The 19,294-nt window shown below is 44.0% G+C and carries 17 protein-coding genes; 4 read left to right on the top strand and 13 right to left on the bottom strand.

Features of this window, described 5'->3' with window-relative positions:
• Positions 1–203 precede the first annotated feature (203 nt).
• Positions 204–680, top strand: coding sequence for a hypothetical protein (locus tag ABDW02_RS01115; protein WP_343631290.1), 477 nt, complete (start codon positions 204–206; stop codon positions 678–680).
• A gap of 32 nt (positions 681–712) precedes the next feature.
• Here the strand turns inward: ABDW02_RS01115 and ABDW02_RS01110 are convergent, their stop codons facing one another.
• The 6 genes from ABDW02_RS01110 to ABDW02_RS01085 form a co-directional block, all read right to left on the bottom strand.
• On the bottom strand, positions 713–1,627 hold the full coding sequence (locus ABDW02_RS01110) for a T9SS type A sorting domain-containing protein (protein WP_343631288.1): 915 nt from the start codon (positions 1,625–1,627) through the stop codon (positions 713–715).
• Positions 1,628–1,640: 13 nt separating this feature from the next.
• Entirely contained in the window at positions 1,641–1,838 is a 198-nt protein-coding gene (locus tag ABDW02_RS01105) for a KOW motif-containing protein (RefSeq protein WP_343631286.1), read from the bottom strand.
• A 72-nt stretch (positions 1,839–1,910) separates the two neighbouring features.
• On the bottom strand, positions 1,911–2,633 hold the full coding sequence (locus ABDW02_RS01100) for a hypothetical protein (RefSeq protein WP_343631284.1): 723 nt from the start codon (positions 2,631–2,633) through the stop codon (positions 1,911–1,913).
• A gap of 41 nt (positions 2,634–2,674) precedes the next feature.
• Entirely contained in the window at positions 2,675–3,313 is a 639-nt protein-coding gene (locus tag ABDW02_RS01095; protein WP_343631282.1) for a hypothetical protein, read from the bottom strand.
• Positions 3,314–3,344: 31 nt separating this feature from the next.
• Positions 3,345–4,202 carry a hypothetical protein gene (locus tag ABDW02_RS01090; protein WP_343631280.1) on the bottom strand — a complete coding sequence of 286 codons (858 nt, stop codon included), beginning with the start codon at positions 4,200–4,202 and terminating at the stop codon, positions 3,345–3,347.
• A gap of 62 nt (positions 4,203–4,264) precedes the next feature.
• Positions 4,265–6,049: a chloride channel protein gene (locus ABDW02_RS01085; RefSeq protein ID WP_343631278.1), complete on the bottom strand. Its 1,785-nt coding sequence runs from the start codon at positions 6,047–6,049 to the stop codon at positions 4,265–4,267.
• Positions 6,050–6,289: 240 nt separating this feature from the next.
• Here ABDW02_RS01085 and ABDW02_RS01080 point away from each other — a divergent pair, with 240 nt between their 5' ends.
• Together ABDW02_RS01080 and ABDW02_RS01075 are read left to right on the top strand one after the other, a co-directional pair.
• A complete protein-coding gene (locus ABDW02_RS01080; protein ID WP_343631276.1) occupies positions 6,290–7,795 on the top strand; it encodes an aldehyde dehydrogenase family protein in 1,506 nt (501 codons plus the stop codon).
• A gap of 187 nt (positions 7,796–7,982) precedes the next feature.
• On the top strand, positions 7,983–8,357 hold the full coding sequence (locus ABDW02_RS01075) for a DUF779 domain-containing protein (protein WP_343631274.1): 375 nt from the start codon (positions 7,983–7,985) through the stop codon (positions 8,355–8,357).
• Here the strand turns inward: ABDW02_RS01075 and ABDW02_RS01070 are convergent.
• From ABDW02_RS01070 to ABDW02_RS01050, 5 genes are all read right to left on the bottom strand, one after another.
• On the bottom strand, positions 8,338–9,276 hold the full coding sequence (locus ABDW02_RS01070) for an AraC family transcriptional regulator (protein WP_343631272.1): 939 nt from the start codon (positions 9,274–9,276) through the stop codon (positions 8,338–8,340). The genes ABDW02_RS01075 and ABDW02_RS01070 overlap by 20 nt on opposite strands.
• Positions 9,277–9,418: 142 nt before the next feature.
• Positions 9,419–12,706, bottom strand: coding sequence for a gliding motility-associated C-terminal domain-containing protein (locus ABDW02_RS01065; RefSeq protein ID WP_343631270.1), 3,288 nt, complete (start codon positions 12,704–12,706; stop codon positions 9,419–9,421).
• A gap of 150 nt (positions 12,707–12,856) precedes the next feature.
• Entirely contained in the window at positions 12,857–14,110 is a 1,254-nt protein-coding gene (locus ABDW02_RS01060; RefSeq protein WP_343631268.1) for a pitrilysin family protein, read from the bottom strand.
• A gap of 2 nt (positions 14,111–14,112) precedes the next feature.
• Positions 14,113–15,354: a pitrilysin family protein gene (locus ABDW02_RS01055; protein WP_343631266.1), complete on the bottom strand. Its 1,242-nt coding sequence runs from the start codon at positions 15,352–15,354 to the stop codon at positions 14,113–14,115.
• A complete protein-coding gene (locus ABDW02_RS01050) occupies positions 15,351–16,307 on the bottom strand; it encodes a nitronate monooxygenase (protein ID WP_343631264.1) in 957 nt (318 codons plus the stop codon). Before ABDW02_RS01050 ends, ABDW02_RS01055 begins: the two co-directional genes overlap by 4 nt.
• 162 nt (positions 16,308–16,469) lie before the next feature.
• Between ABDW02_RS01050 and ABDW02_RS01045 the strand changes: the two genes are divergently transcribed.
• Positions 16,470–17,297: an HAEPLYID family protein gene (locus ABDW02_RS01045; protein WP_343631262.1), complete on the top strand. Its 828-nt coding sequence runs from the start codon at positions 16,470–16,472 to the stop codon at positions 17,295–17,297.
• Between the two features lie 104 nt (positions 17,298–17,401).
• On the opposite strand, the gene ABDW02_RS01040 is transcribed toward ABDW02_RS01045, so the two are convergent.
• Entirely contained in the window at positions 17,402–17,782 is a 381-nt protein-coding gene (locus ABDW02_RS01040; RefSeq protein WP_343631260.1) for a hypothetical protein, read from the bottom strand.
• 112 nt (positions 17,783–17,894) lie between these two features.
• On the bottom strand, positions 17,895–19,292 hold the full coding sequence (locus tag ABDW02_RS01035) for an efflux transporter outer membrane subunit (protein WP_343631258.1): 1,398 nt from the start codon (positions 19,290–19,292) through the stop codon (positions 17,895–17,897).
• Positions 19,293–19,294 lie beyond the last annotated feature (2 nt).

The raw sequence follows: 19,294 nt of genomic DNA, 5'->3' as shown, positions 1-19,294 counted from the left end.
AAATCGCAAGAAAGTATAGAGTACGTAGGAGCCCGTCGGAAATTTTCCCATTTAAAAGTTGACTCAGGTTCACAAGATATTATTTACTATTTCGTTAATTCTATCGGAATTATAAAATGGGGGGTCGGATCGACTGGACAGGAATCCTGGAGTATTCAATCCTGGCAAGTATCCTGTAAGGAATTCTCAGGTATATTTGAAGCATGCTTTTCAAAAGAACATACCATTTTCAATTTCCGAAGAATAAAGAGCTCTTAATCCGGGAACTAAAGGATTTGAGTCAAAAAGACCTTGTACAGAAGGCCACATTCGGATCAGACACATTTTATTCGGTGGAATTTAACTGGGATGAGTTTGTGGTTAGCAGCCGGGCAAAAATGTTTGAACGGAATAGTTTTTCGGCGGATGCTTATATCCGTTTCCAGTCTTTACCTGAAGATCTCACACAAATCAATGTCACGATCAAGTATTCTGAAATTTCCTGGTTTGCTCTCATTTTCATTCAACTCCTATTTGCGGCAGGATGTCTGTTCGGGAACGATTTCCATTGGCTGGTACGTATTGCGATGTTGCTTGGAGCTACCGGACTTTTCGGATCTATTGTTCACCTGAGTCTTGTTAGTGAAGCAAAAAAGTTGAAAGCAGTTGTTAAACAGTTATTTGATCAAATTGAAAAATAATAAGAGGGGACGCGGTGCTTCGCATCCGTACTTTATAATTTCTGAATTCTTGAAGTGATCGTCTTCCCTCCTTCATATGTCACTACAACGAGATAAATACCGGCAGCATTTCCTGTAAGATCCAGTTTCGCAGTTGTATTGTTTAACTCCCGGTAATCAATTACAGTTCCCAGGTAGTTTGTGATGGTTACCCGTTGAATGATCATCCCGTCCTTAACGGATAATTGAAATTCCCCGTTTGTAGGAGAAGGTGATATTTTCAAAGTATTGGAGGCCGACTCATCCAATCCGGCGCTGGCTGCAAGAATGAGTTCCACATCATCGATCCCCATTCGCAAAGCAGCTCCCATATCTCCCTGCTGATCTAATTGATTGGTATCATCATCTGCCGGCAGAAACTTCAGAACATGGTCTGCAGCAGTCGCTGTGAAAAACACTTCCCGGTAATCCCATACATGGTTCAAACTGGCCGGAGGAAGCAAACTATGGCTCATCGGAACGACTGCCACCAGGTTATCATCCAGGTAGAATCCCCAACTCCCGGTAGTGTCGAGACAATCTGTAGACTGCTGCTTGATAACCGTTTGCCAGAAAGAAATGCGGTATTCCTCATTGGGTGTAAAGCCCGAAACGGTTTGTTTGATTCCCTCGTGATGGGTAATTTCTACGGGCGAGCCTAAATAAAGACCACTCACAAATGAGAGCCCACCATGCGGATTTCCGTTGATGCCGTTTGAAGCCACCGGACCTGTTGCTGTGGTAACATCCGGAGTAGCACCAAATTGGTACACTGATTCGCAATTCGGATCCGTATGCGGCACCGCTTCCCAACCATTTGGCGGAGTAATCGAACTTTCAGGCCCTTCAAGGCCACCGTTTATCAAAACCTGTGTAAAGCTGTTCAGACATACCAGCAAACTAGTGACAAGGGCTAAGTTTTTATTCATGTTAATGCGTGTATCAATTTGTATCAATCTGTTTGGGCTGAACGCGTACATTCCTGCCCAATGTTTTAAACCGTACTCCGTTCTCCCGGACTACCGTAATGGTTAAATGCCCGGTTTTGCTCACATTCAAATCGCGGACAGTACCGCTTTTTCCTTTGTGAGTTCCGGCTGTAACAATGCAAAAGTCGCCGTCTTTTAAAACTTCCTCCATGATTGACTATTCGTGGTTTTACATTCAGGCAAGTTAGCAAAATAAAATTCAAAGTCCGGGCTTTTTTGACAATTATCCAAAACTCAGGACGGACCCTTTGATCATATAAAGAAGCAAAGTCGTCAGGGCATATACGAAACAAATGGAACTAAGCACCAGGACCAGCCAGGTGAATCCTTTTGCCTTATATTTTTCCGGGTTGCGTTTGATGCGTATTGCAGAACTCACTGCATTGATAAATGCGATCAGGAAAAAGAGGAAAAATAAAATCAGCGGAAGGGCGAAACTTGAAAACAGGGACAACGGCAGAAAACCGAATCCTATTCCTGCGAGCAGGAATGCAAATGCCACCCAGGTCAACGGTTCTACTTTCTTCTTCGGTGCAGCATCTGTTGGCTGATCATCTGCCGCAGTTGCGGTTTTCACTTGCTCCTGAACGGTTTCATCCCCGGAAGTAATTCCGTCCTGAACTGTTTTTTCTGCTATTCCTGTTTCACCGACCGTCAAATTCTCCGTTACTCCCTCTTTTTCCGATACCGTTTCAATAACAACAACTTTTGGTTCTTTCTTTGACGGAAGTTTATCGGAATCTGGTTTGGAAACGGGCGTTGCCTGAGCGTATAAAGTATCAGATGGAGCATCTTGTTTTTCAGCGACAGAAGCTGCTTCATTCTCTTTCCATTTCTTGTTCCATTCCACGTGATATCCGCTTCCGAAATGACGTTTGGTGATGGTGCAGGAATCAAAGACTAAAAGAACTGCGACCAGGAAAAAGATGTTACTAATGATTTTCATGGGTGGTTTTATTTTCGGGCAAAGATAGAAGAGTTATTCCATCAATTAACTGAAATATGAAATTTTGCGTATGAACCAATATATTGAGCTTCACTCAAAGTAATACTTATTTTATCATAGGAAAATTGTCTTCCTACCTTTACATCTTTAAAAGTTTCATTTTTTTTCATCCCTACACTAATTGTAATATTACAATCACCATATAGGTTAACATCGTTTACAGCAATTACAATTCCTAAATCATCGTTAATGTAAGTACTCGATTTTGAGATATCAACATCTAATGAAGTTTTTGAGTTTTTAGAATTGTGTGCTGTATTGTTTAAAACCGTATTATTTAAAGCAAGAGATTTTTCATATTTAGCTTTTAGTAATGCTAACTCTTTAAATTTATTTTTATAAAACAATCCAGGATCTGAACTTTTTGAATTCCAATCTTCAAAATCTTTTAATATAACATTTAATCTAGTATTCTCTTTTTCTAAAAAATCAATCCTCGCCATATATTGAGAAATTTCAGATTTTTTGGATTCAATTTGAGCTTTATACAAGTCAAGTTTATTTTCTTCAAAAGTAAATCTATAAAAAGCCCAAGCAGCTCCTATAATTATAAGCGTATAAGTAATTATCGATTTTGTCGGATTATCTTCAAACCAATTTTTTTTTATTTTATTTTCCATTTCAACACATTGAAGAAAACATCTTCTTCGTCTAAAGATTAGTAATGTAATTCTTGATTTTTGATTTTTCCATTTGCACCTTCAATACTTCCAGCATGTCCTTAAGATATTGTTGTTGTTGTCTAATATACTCTTCACTTGTAAAATATGTTATTCTTATTTGTTCAAGTTTAGGTATATAATGAATAGCATAACTATTCGTATGGTCAATTTTTCCTAGTTCGCCAAAATACTTTTTCAAAGGGGTAATGCATACTTCCATTACGTTTTCCGGGGTTGGGTCTTTTAGCTCGCAAAAATCATTATAATATCTATTCAAAGTCATCAACTCTGGAATATTAATGATATCTGTTGTGGACATATTAATCGAATTGATTTTCGAAATGTGGAAATCTTTAATTAATTCATTCCACTTATAAAGGATTTCATTTTGTCTCTTCCCAAAGTTTAAATGTGAATCTTGAAAATTTTTAAAATTTTCGACACAGAGGTTAATAAATACAAACAGATTAATAGCCTCAACGGGTGGATGACTTTTAAATTTAAATGATTCAACAATTTGAGCCCTATTTAAATTTTCTAAAAGTTCAATTGGTTGAATAATAAATTTAGCTCTTATCGTTTTAAATGGTTTCAGGTAATTTAACTCATTAATAAGTTCCTCTATTGCCTTGATTTGTAAAGATATTGTAGCTTCTTGTCGAGCTAAGTATAAAAGGAAATAATCGTATAGTTCATTTAATTCCTTTTTTTCTTTTCGTTTAACTTGCCAATTGGAAATCCAATACCCAAGGAAAAAAGTTAGTATTAAGAGAACTGGGTCAAGAAATACATCAGTATAATCTAACCAATCTTTAGTGTTTTGAATAGTATCGTTAGTAAGTAACATTAGTAAACTATTAGATTTCAAATTTCTAAAATAGAAATTTCAAAAGTTCCAATGTAAAAAAATCACTCCACAATATTCTCCATGACCCGTTTGCGGTATGCTTCCAGCAAGCGGTGCTTGGAATAATAACCCATCACCTGGTCGTTATCGATTACCGGCAGGTAATTCAATTTGGAGTGCTCGAACATTTCCATGACCTGTTCCATGGTGCTCCGCGGATTGAGGGAATAACGGATCGGTTCCATCACCACTTCCAGGTGTGTATTCGGATCGGAGGAATAGACCGGAAGAATGGTCGGTAAATCGTCAAGGTAGATCATTCCCAGCAGGATGCCGTTGTCCGAAACAATCGGAATTAAAGCCTGCTGCGAATATTGAACCGTCAAAAACAAGGTCGAAACGGTATCATCGGGTTTGAGCACCACCATGGTTTCTTCCAGGATATCTTCACTCTCTATGGAAGACAACACATGTCTGTCTTTATCTGCGCGCACCACGTGGCCTTCCTCTGCCAGTTTTACAATATCCATGGAATGATTGGAGTAGCGCTTTGAGATCGCAAAACTGATGGAAGAAACGATCATCAGCGGAATCATCAGGCCGTAACCTCCGGTGATCTCCGCAATGAGGAAAATCGACGTCAGCGGAGCATGAAACAACCCGCTGAGCATGCCTGCCATACCGACCATCGTGAAATTCGTGATCGGAAGGGAGAAAGCGATCCCGGTTAAATTCCAGCCGTAAGCAAAGGCAAACCCGGTATAACTTCCCACAAATAAGGACGGTGCGAAATTTCCCCCGTTACCGCCCGAGCCCAAAGTCAAACCGGTTGCAATGGCTTTCAGGAATACCACAGCACCGATAAATAATAGCGGAAACCACGATTGTTTAAACGATTCGAACAAGGTTCCGTCGAGCAGGTTGAATACTTTTTCGCTGGAAAGCGAACGAATGCTATCGTATCCTTCCCCGAATAAGGACGGAAACACAAAGATCAATGCAGAAAGCAATAAGGCCCCGGCTATTCCTTTTTGGTAAGGCCCCATTTTCCAGTGCTCAATCCAGGTTTCTACCCGGTTGAAAACACGCGAATGGTAAACGGAAATAAAGCCTGTCAGAACTCCCAAGATAATGTAGAACGGCACATTTCGCATTTCGAAAGCGGCCATGTTCTTAAACGACAACAAAATACTCTCATTCAGGATCGCGCCGGAAAGCAAAGCCCCCGAAGCAGAAGCCAGCATTAATGGAATAAAGGCCGTAATCCCGACATCCGCCAAAAGCACTTCCATGGTAAACAATACTCCGGCGATCGGTGCGTTGAAGGCGGCTGCAATTCCTGCTGCTACACCACAAGCCAGGAGTAAAGTCCGTTCTTTGGTCGACAATTTATAAACGCGGGCGTAATTCGATCCGAAAGCGGCACCTGTGATCGTTACCGGGGATTCCAAACCGGCAGAACCACCGAACCCAACCGTTACGGATGAGGTAATGACCTGTGCGTACATCTGCTTGCGCGGCAGGATACTCGATTTTTTAGTGATGGCATAAATAATCCGCCAGGTTCCCTTTTCCAGCTTCCCGTTCAGGAGCCTGCGAGTGATCAGAATCGTCAGTACGATCCCGAAAACGGGCAGAATGAAATCGACGTACTTGAAATGCAATTGCTGATTGAGCTCTTTGGCAAATACCAACACCGCATGGGCAAACGATTTCAGTGCTACCACTGCCAAACCACAGGAAACACCAACAATTACGCTTGATATCAATAAGAATTGGCGGGGAGTCAAACTATTTCTCAGAAAGAATATTCCGCCGTTGAGTTTTCGCAAAAATCGGGTCAACATGCTTTAAAAATACGACAAATAATTGCGAAAGCCGAATTATGAATTGCGAAACAAGAAATTGAAAATGATATTGAGAATTGAAAAGATCTGCATACGATGATCTTACACTAATGTCCCCTATTCAATTATTCATTTTGCGTTTTCAATTCACCAGGAACAATTGTGCTATCATTTGAACGAATAGTGCTATAAAACTTTTCACTTTCCCGGTTCATTTGTAATTCTATTAAATCGATAATTATGAGCTCAACAGCACAACGACCAAATTTTAAATCCCATTACGATAATTTCATCGGCGGGGAATTTGTTCCGCCTGTAAAAGGTGAATATTTTGACAATATCTCTCCGATCGACGGAAAAGTCTTTACGAAAGCAGCCCGTTCAACCAAAGAAGATATTGAACTGGCATTGGATGCTGCCCACAAAGCATTTGAAACCTGGGGAAAATCATCCGTAGCAGAACGAAGCCGTGTATTGAACAAGATCGCGGACATCATGGAGGAGAACCTGGAATACCTGGCAACCGTAGAAACCATCGATAACGGAAAGGCAATCCGTGAGACACGCGCTGCAGATTTGCCTTTGTGCATTGACCATTTCCGCTACTTCGCCGGAGTGATCCGCGGGGAAGAAAGCACGATTTCCGAACTGGACCACAACACCGTTAGTATTGCTTTACACGAACCGTTGGGTGTTGTCGGACAAATCATTCCCTGGAACTTTCCTTTATTGATGGCCACATGGAAAATTGCCCCGGCAATCGCAGCCGGAAACTGTACGGTGGTAAAAGCCGCAGAACAAACTCCGACTTCCATTATTATTCTCATGGAACTGATCAAAGACGTGGTTCCTCCGGGAGTGATCAATATTGTGAACGGTTTCGGGCTGGAAGCTGGAAAGCCATTGGCCCAGTCACCGCGCATTTCCAAAGTATCTTTTACGGGTGAAACCACCACCGGACGACTGATTTTGCAATATGCTTCCGAGAACATCATTCCTTCCACCATGGAATTGGGAGGTAAATCCCCGAATATCTTCTTCCCTTCCGTTGCGGATGCGGACGACGAATTCTTTGACAAAGCCATTGAGGGAGCGGTATTGTTTGCCCTCAACCAGGGAGAAGTTTGTACCTGCCCTTCGCGCATATTGGTCCATGAGTCTATCTACGATAAATTCATGAAACGTGTCATTGAGCGCACCAATGCCATTGTTATGGGAAATCCACTGGACGGAAACGTAATGATGGGTGCACAGGCTTCCAACGACCAGTATGAAAAGATCCAGTCGTATCTGAAGATCGGTGTGGAAGAAGGTGCTGAAGTACTTACAGGAGGATCTGTTCAAAAACTTCCGGGAGATCTGGAAGGCGGATATTACATCCAGCCGACAATCCTGAAAGGCCATAACAAAATGCGCATTTTCCAGGAAGAAGTCTTCGGGCCTGTGGTTTGTGTAACTACTTTTAAAACAACCGAAGAAGCAATCGAAATTGCAAACGATACGTTGTACGGATTGGGTGCAGGCGTATGGACACGCGATGCACATGAATTGTACCAGGTACCGAGAGCCATCCAGGCAGGACGTGTTTGGGTGAACAGTTACCACGCTTATCCGGCCCATGCTCCGTTCGGCGGGTACAAGAAATCCGGATTTGGCCGTGAAACACACAAGATGATGCTGGATCACTACCGCCAAACAAAAAATATGCTGATCTCTTACGATAAAAATAAACTGGGATTCTTTTAAGGGTTTAAAAGGTTCAAAGAGATCAACAGGTTCAAAGTGATTAAAAACTCAAGTATTTGAATGTTTTTAACTCGTTTGAGCGATTGAACCTTATAGATGTTCAAGGGTGAGAAACTGGGGTAGTTTCTCAATCAGGCCTGCGGAGCTAACTGTTCCGTGGGCTTTTTAACCATAATAAGAAAAGACTATGTATGCACGAATTGATCTTACGCCGGAAGCTGCTGAGGTTATCAATCAGCTAAAGAACCGTTTCGGGGAATTGATGTTCCATCAGAGTGGCGGATGTTGTGACGGCTCTCAGCCCATGTGTTTTGAGAAGGGTGATTTTAAGGTGGGAAACAGCGATGTTTGCCTCGGAGAAATTGAAGGGTGCGAATTCTGGATGAGTAAGGACCAGTTCGAATACTGGAAGTTCACGCATCTGACTTTGGACGTAACACCCGGAAGAGGTTCCAGTTTTTCCCTGGAAATCCCAATGGGAGTTCGCTTCATTATCAAAAGCCGGCTTTTTACGGAAGAAGAAGCAGCAAATCTGACTCCACTCAGATTTTTAACGGATTAATTCCCTGGCACTGCCGGAATTGTTTCGGGGTGATTCCTTCTATTTTCTTAAATGCCCGGATAAAGTAGTTGCAATCGTCAAAACCGGATTCGAAACACACCTGGTTCACCTGGATATCCGGGTTTTTAAGCAGTGATTTTGCCAATTTGATGCGCTCCTTCAAAACAAACTCATTCGGGCTCATTCCCAATTCACGCTTAAAGTAGCGGTAAAAAGAGGTTTTACTCATGCACGCTTCGTTGGTCAGATCAGTCATCGTCAAACGGTCATTGAGGTTCGAACGAATAAACTTCACGATGTGTTGTAAAAGGGACGAGTGATCTTTGAACCCGGATCCGTCCAGTTTGTTTACTGTTTGAAGCTGGATCATGTGAATCAATAATTCCTGCAAGGCCGTATCGGCAAGCGCGTCTTTTGTGAGTGCCGTACTCATGCAAATCTTAATCAGTTTATTGATCGTTGTTGCCATTTCTTCGTTGTTGTAGAAGAAATAGTCCGAATGGTTCAGGTGCCAGAAATCGGAAGAACCTTCTTTGGGATAACGCTCGTTTAAAAAGTGCAGCGTGTCTTTGATCTTTTGATGATCGATTGCCAAAGCCAAACATTGCGTCGGATTATCGAAACTGGCTTCGGGGAAATCAATCTTCATTTCAACCTGTGAAGGAACAATCACCGTTTCACCCGGAAAATAATCAAATTCCGGATCGTCAAACAAATGCATGACTTTCTTTCCGCGCAGCATACTGGTTACCACCAGGTCGTTAAATTTCAGAGGCACCAAATGCGATTCCTGGTAGGTTTCAAACAAATTCAATTCGCAGTAATCCAGCGTATGAACGGTTCTGTTCTCTACCAAAGTCTTTAATGAAGCTTCGCTTGTGAGGTGCGGAGTAAGCAATTTTTGTCCGGAAGTTCTCATAGTTCCAATTAGCCCTATAAGGTAAGCATTTTCAGGGAAATAACGTCGGTTAAATTTCAGATTATTGTCATTTTTTGTTCCATGAATAAATAAAAAACCAGGTAGGTACGCGAAGCATCGCGTGCCTACAATTTTTTATTTATCAATGAATCACCGTCACATTTCCGCGGAAGAAATACTCCTGGTTGTTGCCGTCGACCACTTTGAGGACGTAAACGTAGACATTCGGTGCGACCAATTTGCCGCTTTGCTGATGATGGCCATCCCAACCCTGTGCCGGGTCATTCGTTTGGAAAACCAGTTGTCCCCAGCGATCCACGATCGAAAATTCGTATTTGGAAACATCCTGGAATGAAACAACCGGGATGAAGATCGGGTTCAGTCCGCCCGGCGTGAAAGCATTCGGAACATATACCAAAGGTTCGATGACCGCACAAACATCATTGGAGAAGCTCAGTTCATGGATACCATATTGATCCGTTGCTTCTTCAGCGACCACGAAATAGCAGACTTTGCCACTGTGCTCGTAGCCCAATTCGTCGACTAAATCTTCAAAATAACGCTGGTCCGGTGGCACAACGGCCGTTGGAGTTGCCGGGTAATTTCCGTCAATTCCCCGGTAAATCAGGTATTGCAACACACCACCGTCGTAATCCCCATACGGAGACCAATTCAGGTATGTCGACAAACGGGTTTGATCGGTAGTGACTTTCAGTAAAATGGTTCGTGCCCGATTGGAAGTAGCTCCGAGATTCCCGCAACTGTCAACCACAATCGCACGATACGTGTAACTGAAATTATCGACATCTACATCCGCATCCGTGATTGTAAGCGTAGACGCGGTAGCCTGCACTTCACCTAAAAGAGCAAACTGACCGGTTGCCATGTCAAACTTTTCAAACCGAACTGCCTGTACATTCGACCCGACAGAAATTTCGTGCCGCAATACCACGGTATTCTGATCGACTGTTGCCACTCGCAAATAATTGATTGCCGGCGGCGAAGGAGCATGGATCACAAAAGACTGTATGTTTGAAAACGCCTCGGTTCCATTGGAATTATTGGCCCTGATAGTGACCGAATAGTTCACCAAAGGCGTACAATCCAGCCCATAAGACGGATCCGTTGTGGTGGCCACCGGAACCCACGATCCCGTGCCTTCTTTGACAAAAACAGTGTAACCGGTGAGACCTGTTCCCCACCCGCCGTAAGCTGTCCAGGTCAATTCAGCCTGGGAAGTACAACTATTGGTCGTGTAAGTCAGGTAACTGCTCGTGTGCGGTTCTGCTTTCGCTGAGGTTTGGTAGGTCGGCGGAATAGCAGGCGTAAAACAGGAATCGAATGCCGCAATGGAATACGTTTCCGGACCATTTACCGAAATCGGGTGTGTGTAAGTTGTATTCGGCCTTCCCCAAACGGTGTCAATTTCCACGATAAATCCGTTCGCGTCTTTGTGATAGACAATATACCCGTAAGTATCTTTCGCGTAATTTTCGTTCCAGGTAATGACCACATTCCCGGTTAGTGTATCTACCGAAACACTTGAAATGATCGGGATTTGAGGTGTAATGTCATCCTGCAGAAGATCCCCGATGATGTTGGAAGACCACTGGCAAGTCGGTGTGGAATAGGCAACCTGGTAATTCAGGAATGCCGAACAGATGTCAATGGTATCCACAAAATGAACGGTATTGTATGGGAGTACAGCAATCGAAGTCCAGGTACCTGTCGGGTATTCCCGGTAGATCGTACAGAAGTTATCCATCCCCGGAAGCGGGTTCGGAGCCGGAAGGTTCCAGTCCAGAACAGCCGTTCCATTTGCAGGATTGAGCAGGTCCAGATGTACATTCTTCACCGTATCGCTGGAAGTTGTTACATTACAACCGGATTTCACCAGGATGTAAAATTCGTTGTCTGTTCCGGGATCAGGAACGTTAGTTGTTGTTGTTCCGATCGGGAAGTTTCCGATCAGCCCGTTTTGAACGGAATACAATTCGTAATCCACAAACGTGTTATTCGGGTTCGAAACCGGATCCCAGCTGATGTTCATCGTACCGTTCGGCAAGGTTGAAATACAATTGATTTTCGTGGGTGGAATGATTCCCGGGTTCTTTACGTGAATGGTAATCGTTTTGAAAGTCGTTTTCGGGATCTGACAGAAATTATCCTGCACGCGGAATACAAACGTATATGTTTTCTCATCGTCCGTATTTCCCTGTGCATCTATCAGATGAGCACAATCCGTTTGCCAGGAAAAATTGGTAGAAACTCCCTGAACACCCGTAATAACAGGTGTTTGATTCAGCGTTGCACAAGGTGCCACATCGCAACCGCTTGTACTGGTATAATTGGTTCCGAACTGCGTGCCGGTTGCAATCAGGTAATTGCTTTGAGGAGTTCCGTCCTGTAAAAACTCTACATCCGTTGCTGTGAGAGTAAAATTGACCAGCGTTCCCGCATTGACCGTTGTTTCGAAAAGACCTCCGAAAGGCCCGTTAATAACCGGTGCATTGTTAGCCGCCGGACAATTCGTTACGATCAGCTGCATTTCGCGTTCGACCTCTGCGATCAACACTCCTTTCCGGTAAGATTGTGCAATGACTTTGACTACAAAACCTCCAATGGTAAAGGACCGGAAACTCAAATGCCCGTTTTGAGGATCTAATGTCAGAGGAACATTTCCGGCGTTAAATGTCGCATCCGGAGTTGGGCTCGTAGCACTGAATCCCGCTTCATAGGGAATATAATCCGGATCAGAGGGCGGATTGTAGCTTGTTCCCTGGATGCGGTCCATCGGGGCGGCAAGTACGGTCACCACGGAATCCAAATCTTCATCCACCGGGTGCATGTTGTATTCGTAATTTTCTCCCGCACAAAGTACCAGGTACGGATCCTGCAGGAACTGCGGGGAATTATCCGAACATACTCCAGCTGCAGCGCCAGGAATAGCGTACATCGTTGCGCGGATCGTTACTCCGTAGTTGGTGGGATTTACCAGGTTCGTGATATTTCCGTTGCGGGAAAAGTTGCTGTAGGTGATGATCCATCCCTGTGCCGGCGGAACACCGGATAAAATAACAGGATTGGACCGGTAAATGATCTTTTCCACTGCTCCTACCCCGTTTCCACCGTTGGCTCCCGAGCCGCATGCAAGCGGATTCGGAGATCCGGGAACTTGTGTACAGTTAGGGGAAATATCTGTGCGGCTGACGAATAAAACAGGGATACTTGTTACGGAAGAATGGTTCCATACGCTTAAGTTCTCAGAAACCGGGTTTACGTCTACACCATTACAATCGCGGTAAAAAACCAATTGAAAAACATATCCGTTTCCGGTACATTTCCAGGTAATCTCACCACCCATCACGTGAGTGGCATGTGCTTTCAAGGCGAAAACACTCAAGATCAGAAGGAGAGTTACCCGAATCATATTGTCTATAACGTATAAAACGCTGTTTTAGTTTACATTACTTTGCTTCTTAACGGGTAAGGATCGTCACAGATCTTTTAACCGCAAAGAAAGGAGAGCGCAAAGGCTGAATACTTATATGGAAAACGTAAAAATTCCGGATGCGTTGTCTTAACCTGCTGTTACGATTAAAAAATCTTCGTACTTCAGGTACTCTTTTGCCAGTTCCTGAATGCGCTCAGGGGTAATGTTCTTTATTTTCCGGATGGCTTCGTCGTAGAATTCGAGGGTTAAATCATACATATCGACACCGTTGTACATATCCAGCATGGCGTATGGACCGTCTGCACTTTTCAGCAATTGGCCCAGCATGTAGTTTTTCACCAAATCCAGTTCGTCTTCCGGAACAAGCTCATTTTGCAGGCGTTCCAATTCGAATTTAATCTCCTGCAAAGTCGGGCTGAGCACTTCTTTACCTACTTCGGTGACGATCACAAAATAACCGGTTTGGTTCATGTCCATCACCCCCGAACCGATTCCATAGGTATATCCTTTGTCTTCGCGGATATTAGACATCAAACGGGAACCGAAATAATCTCCCAAAATGGTGTTCAGCACCTGGAAATCGATGTAATCCGGGTGAGATTTCGGGAACAGGAAACGCCCCATTCTGACCGCGCACTGAACGGCCTCTTCTTTCGGAAAATCGATCTGCTCCGCCTGGAACTTAAATCCTCCCGCGTGTTGCACTTTTCCATCGATCGCCCATTTACCGAACAAATCGATCAATGCATCCACCTCGTCTTGTTCCAGGTTACCCACCAGTGTAATGCGGGTCAATCCTTCCAGGTAATGGTCTTTCCAGTATTTTTTATAGGCCGACACATTTCCTTCGTCGTAATCCGATTCTTCGGAAATGGTTGAATAATCCGGATTGGAAGCAAACAGGTGTTTTCTGAATTGCTGTTGCGCCACGTATTTCACTTTCTGCTGGTTCACGGCAAATTGCTGTCTCATGGAACGCAGTACATCTTCCACTTCTGTTTCCCGGAAAGACAGGTTCTGAATGGCATCTGCCACGATATTCGAGATCTCTCGGATGTGTTCGCGCAGGCAGTAAATACTTACCACCGCCGTTTCGAATGAAATATCGGTATCCAGGAAACCTCCCAGCGCGTCAATGCGTTCGTGGATTTCTACGGAAGAAAATTCGTTGGTTCCCGATAACAACAAGCTGTGTACAATGGCTGGAATACTTTTGTTTCCACGCGTAATTCCCGCATCAAAGAACAGGTCCAGGCGCACAGTCTCATTCGGAACTTCTTTCATCCATAAGAGCTTCACATCCGGTGTTACATCGAAAATATGGGGCTTTACAAACGAAATATGGTCTACCTGTTTCGTTTCAGGCTGTTTGGTTCTCATACTCATTCTTTGATGGATTTAACGCGCAAAAGCGACGTATTTTCTTTTGTAAACAAGCGGTTTGCCACCGTTTTTATCTGCTCTGCCGTAATACTCTGGTACAGGTTATTTTCTTCATTCACCCCGTTGGCATCTCCCAATAATTCGTACAGACACAAATTCATGGCGCGGTTCAGTAATCCCTGCTCCTGGAATTCCTTCACGGTGCGGATCTTGTTGAGCAGCTTGGAAGTTTCTGCTTCCGACATCAATTCTTTTTTGATGTCTTCCAATAAAGGCCAAAGTGCCTGATCAAGCTCTTCAAATGTGACACCATTGCTCAATTTCCCGTCAATAATCAGCAAACCTTCGTCCAAGGACCCGGTAATGTATGCATTGATGGAAGTCACCAACTTCAGTTCTTTCTTCAGTTTGGAATACAAACGGGATGATTTTTCACGGCCCAAAGCATCGGAAATAATATCAGCCACATAGTATTCGAAGCTTTTTCTTTCCGGCATTTTGAAGCTGTAGTAAAACGCATCATTGGGAACTTTGCGTTCGATTGTCAATTCGCGGTATTCCTCCTGAGCAGGTTCTTTCGGCAACATGCGTTGTGGTTTTAAAGAGGCGGGAATATCTCCGTACCATTTCTCTACCAAACGCTTCGTTTCTTCCAGTGAAATATTTCCTGCGATACACAAAATGGCATTCGCCGGATGATAATGTGCTTTGAAAAAGGCTTTCACATCATCCATTGTTGCTTCTTCGATGTGCTGGATATTCTTCCCGATCGTAGCCCATTTGTAGGGATGTTTTTTATATGCCAAAGGCCTCAATTCCAACCACACATCGCCATACGGCTGATTCAAATAGCGCTGTTTGAACTCTTCGATCACTACGTTTCGCTGAACTTCCAGGCTTTTCGGCGTGAAAGCCAGGGAAAGCATGCGGTCGCTCTCCAGCCACAACGCCGTTTCTATGTTCTGCACCGGAAGCACATCGTAGTAGTTCGTAATGTCGTTGGAAGTAAAGGCGTTGCTTTCTCCCCCGGCACGCTGCAAAGGCGCATCGAAATCAGCAATATTTACAGACCCGCCGAACATCAGATGCTCGAACAAATGTGCGAAGCCCGTTTTTTCTTCCGACTCGTCTCTTGCTCCGACGTCGTAAAGCGTGTTGACCACTGCCATCGGAGTCGTGGAATCAAAATGGTGCAGGACTGTTAGCCCGTTTGCTAGTTTAAATCGGTTAAATGCGATCATTCAAATGCATATTTGGCATCGCTTCGTTCGTTCAAAGCGACCTTAAATTCGTTTATTATTTCGCTGACAATTTCTCCGGCCGGTTTTAGTTCGGTGATGAGGCCCGAAATCTGTCCGACTTCCAATTCCCCTTCGATCAAATCCCCTTCAAACATTCCGCGTTTTGCCCTTCCTCTTCCGAGCAATTCGTTCAATTCTTCATGGGAAGCGCAACTTTCATAGGCTGCCTCCACTTTGTCGAAGAATGAATTCTTCATCAGTCGTACCGGTGTCAGTTCTTTCAACGTCAGCATGGTGTCTCCTTCTTTCGCTTTCAACACCTCTTCCTTGAAGTTCTGGTGTGCCGAAGATTCCGGAGAAGCAATGAACCGCGATCCTATCTGAACTCCGTCTGCGCCTAAAGTCATAGCCGCCAGCATTCCTCTTCCGGTACCAATTCCTCCCGCTGCGATCAATGGAATGGAAACCACCGCTTTCACCATCGGGATCAGGCACATGGTAGTTGTTTCATCGCGCCCGTTATGTCCGCCGGCTTCAAATCCTTCCGCAACAATGGCATCTACACCGGCTTCCTGTGCTTTTAAAGCAAATTTTGCCGAAGAAACCACGTGAACAACTGTAATTCCGGCTTCTTTCAGGCGTGCAGTGTATGTTTTGGGGTTACCCGCCGAAGTAAAAACGATGGGAACCTGGTGTTTGATGATCGTTTGAATGTGCTCCTCGATATTCGGATAAAGCATCGGAAGGTTGACTGCAAAAGGTTTTTGGGTTGCTTCCTTGCACTTGCGGATGTGTTCGTCCAAAATTTCAGGGTACATGGAACCTGAACCGATGATTCCGAGCCCGCCGGCATTGGAAACGGCACTTGCCAATTCCCACCCCGAACACCAAATCATCCCGGCCTGGATCAACGGATATTTTATCTGAAAAAGTTCAGTGATTTTATTTTTCATGAAGCGTTTACTACTTTCAGTTTTGTCAGTAACGAAAATACAAAGAATCCATCGCTTAACAGCCTAAGTCGGGATGGAAAATTTTCCGGCTCTACCGTTGTACAAAATGTTCCCGATTTTTTCCAGATTCGGGCCGGAGCTTTGTCTCATCAAATTCAGGTTATGAGAATATTTTTCGTTTCGTTTTTCGCAGTTGCAAGTCTGTTCCATTGCTTTTATTCAACCGCTCAACCCCGTGATACAACGCTTCCGGCAAAGGTCAAACACATTGAACCATTGTATGTGGATTTGATCCGTGACCTGGGCGCACGAAAAGGAGAACGTGAATGGAACATCGGGTTTGGAAGTGCTCATTTGAATGATCATGTGGAATTGACGACTTTGGTGGAATACGAATTTGCTCCTGTCAACCGGTTGGGGTTCGAAGTGGAAATCCCTTTCACTTTTTCCATGGGTTCACGCGATCAAAAAGAGCCGCTTCCCGGAAATCGCCTGGACGGACTGAAACTCGCCACGCAGTATACCTTCCTGGTTTCTCCGCGATTCAATACTTCGGCAGCTGTCGGCTACCTGAATGAGTTCGAACTGACTTCTTTCAATAGGTACGGAAAGGAGCAAATCGTGCGGGCCAATCTCATGCATCCGTTCCTGGTACTGGCAAAAAGCTGGAAGAATAACATCCACACGATGCTTATAACCGGCCCGGAGTGGGAAAAGGAAATGCACTCAGGAAATACCGGGTTTTATGTACACATTAACGGAAGTGTGCATTATGCGATACCGGCTACCAAAAGCGTTGTGGGACTGGAAGTGAATACACTGGCAGCAAGGGATTTTACATCGGTGGTTTTGCGTCCGCAAATGCGGGTAACGGTTTCAAAAACTTCGAAAGTGGGATTGGTGGCAGGAATCCCGACAGATACGCGGTACGATTCGTACAGTTTTTTTGTGCGGTGGATTTATGAGCCGCAGAGGAAAAAGTTCAAATAGTTCAAATAGTTCAACGGTTCAAATGTTGAACCATTTAAACCATTGGAACAAAAAAATCCGGTTTCAACAGATGAAACCGGATTTTTTTATTTGAACAATGAATTTTATTCCTCGCGCATTTGCTTGATAGATTCATCGATTTCTTTGGACATGGAAGGCATTTGTTTTTTGAAATTCTCCAATTGCTTCACAGATTCGTCTACAAATGCATCGTAACCGCTGCATTCTTTCATTTCTTTACGGGTTTTCTCCATGGAAGCTTTATCTGTTCCCATTTTCTCGTAAATTTTCTTACACTTTTCTTCTTCAGCTTTGTGATCTTCCGAATATTTTTTCTGGAAAGTTCCGTCGTAGTTCTTTTCACGCTCACCTTTCAGGATTTCAGTAGCCATATCGGTACACTGACACAATTCACTCTCTTTTGAACAAGATTGAATGGTCATGAATCCCAATCCAAGCAGGGCAATTAGTTTTAAATTTTTCATTGATTTGAATATTAGTTGAGCCAAATATAAGTCCTAATTGCGAATTATGAATGTCAAATCAAAACAAATATGCAGGCACGCGATTAATCGCGTGCCTGCATATTATTCGTAATTATTTCCAGCCTCCTCCAAGTGCCCTGTACAAATTCACAACGGATTGCAACTGGCTCAACTTGTCATTGATACCGTTCATTTGGGCAGCAATCAGGTTTTGTTCGGAGCTCAATACATCCGTATAATTGGTTTCGTTGCGGTTGCTCAGCAATTCCTGCGTGTTTTCTACGGCCGTAGTCAGGGATTCGATCTGCAATTTACGGATACGCTCTCTTTCCGTGGCATTCTGGTAGGCATAAAGCGCGTTTGAGACTTCCATCCCACTTCGCAAAATCACATCCTGGAAATTGTAGAATGCAATCTGCTGCTCCGCCTTCGCTGTTCTCAAACGCGCTTTGTTCTGACCTCTGTTAAATATCGGCTGGGTTAAACCACCAATGATGTTATAGAAAATGGACTGACTGAACAGGTCCTGGATTTTGAAACTTGCAAATCCTCCGTTTGCCGTGAGGGTTAATGACGGATAGAAATAAGTCTTTGCCACGTTCGTGTTTTCAAAAGCCTGGATAAAGGCATATTCCGCTTCCTGTACATCCGGCCTGTTTTTCAATAATTGGGAAGAAACTCCCAAACGCAGGTCGGTGTAGATCACTTGCTCCTCCAGCGTAGCACGGGAAATTTTCTCCGGGCCACGTGCCAGGAGGTAGTTCAACAGGTTTTCTGCCTGCCAGATCTGGTTTTGCAATTCCGGCACCATGACTTCTGCCGCATACTGGTTTGCCTGACTTTGCAGTACTTCTGCACTGGTCACTTTCCCGGATTCCTGCAAAGCGGTCAGTGTTTCCACTTCTTTCTTGCGCAATTCGATGGTTTCCTGCGTAATTTTCAACTGCATATCAAAAGCCAGCAGGTTGTAATACGTATTGGCAATGTCTGCAATCAATTGGGTTTGAACAGCGCGTTTGGAAGCATCACTTTGCAGCATTCCTGCAATTGCCCCGCGTTTCGCACTTCTCAGTTTTCCCCAGATGTCCGCTTCCCAGGATGTTCCCAATTGAATGCGGTTTGTATGCGTCGTGAGTTTAATAAAACCAGCCGGTGCATTGATCGCACGACCGGATTGCTTCGCATCCGTGGAAGTAATATCCAATTGCAAACTTGGCAAAAAGGCCATTTTACTTTGTTTCAAATATGCCTGACTGATATTGATGCGCTCCACGGCTTGTTTCAGGTTCAGGTTGTTTGCCAGCCCTTTTTCAATTAAATCATGCAAAACCGGATCTGAAAACAGTTTTTTCCATTCCAGGTCGGCCATGGAAGTAGTGTCTTCCGATGTGTTATCGCGGTACAAATTCGCGGTATTCATTTCCGGACGTTCATAGCGCGTAGTCACACAACTTGAAACAAGAAGGATACCTGCGAATAGAACGGTATGTATAATGTGATTCTTTTTCATGA

Source organism: Fluviicola sp. (assembly GCF_039596395.1).
In the GTDB taxonomy this organism is placed as follows: domain Bacteria; phylum Bacteroidota; class Bacteroidia; order Flavobacteriales_D; family Crocinitomicaceae; genus Fluviicola.
Note: the sequence above shows the minus strand (reverse complement) of the source record. Positions and strands in the feature narration are given on the sequence as shown.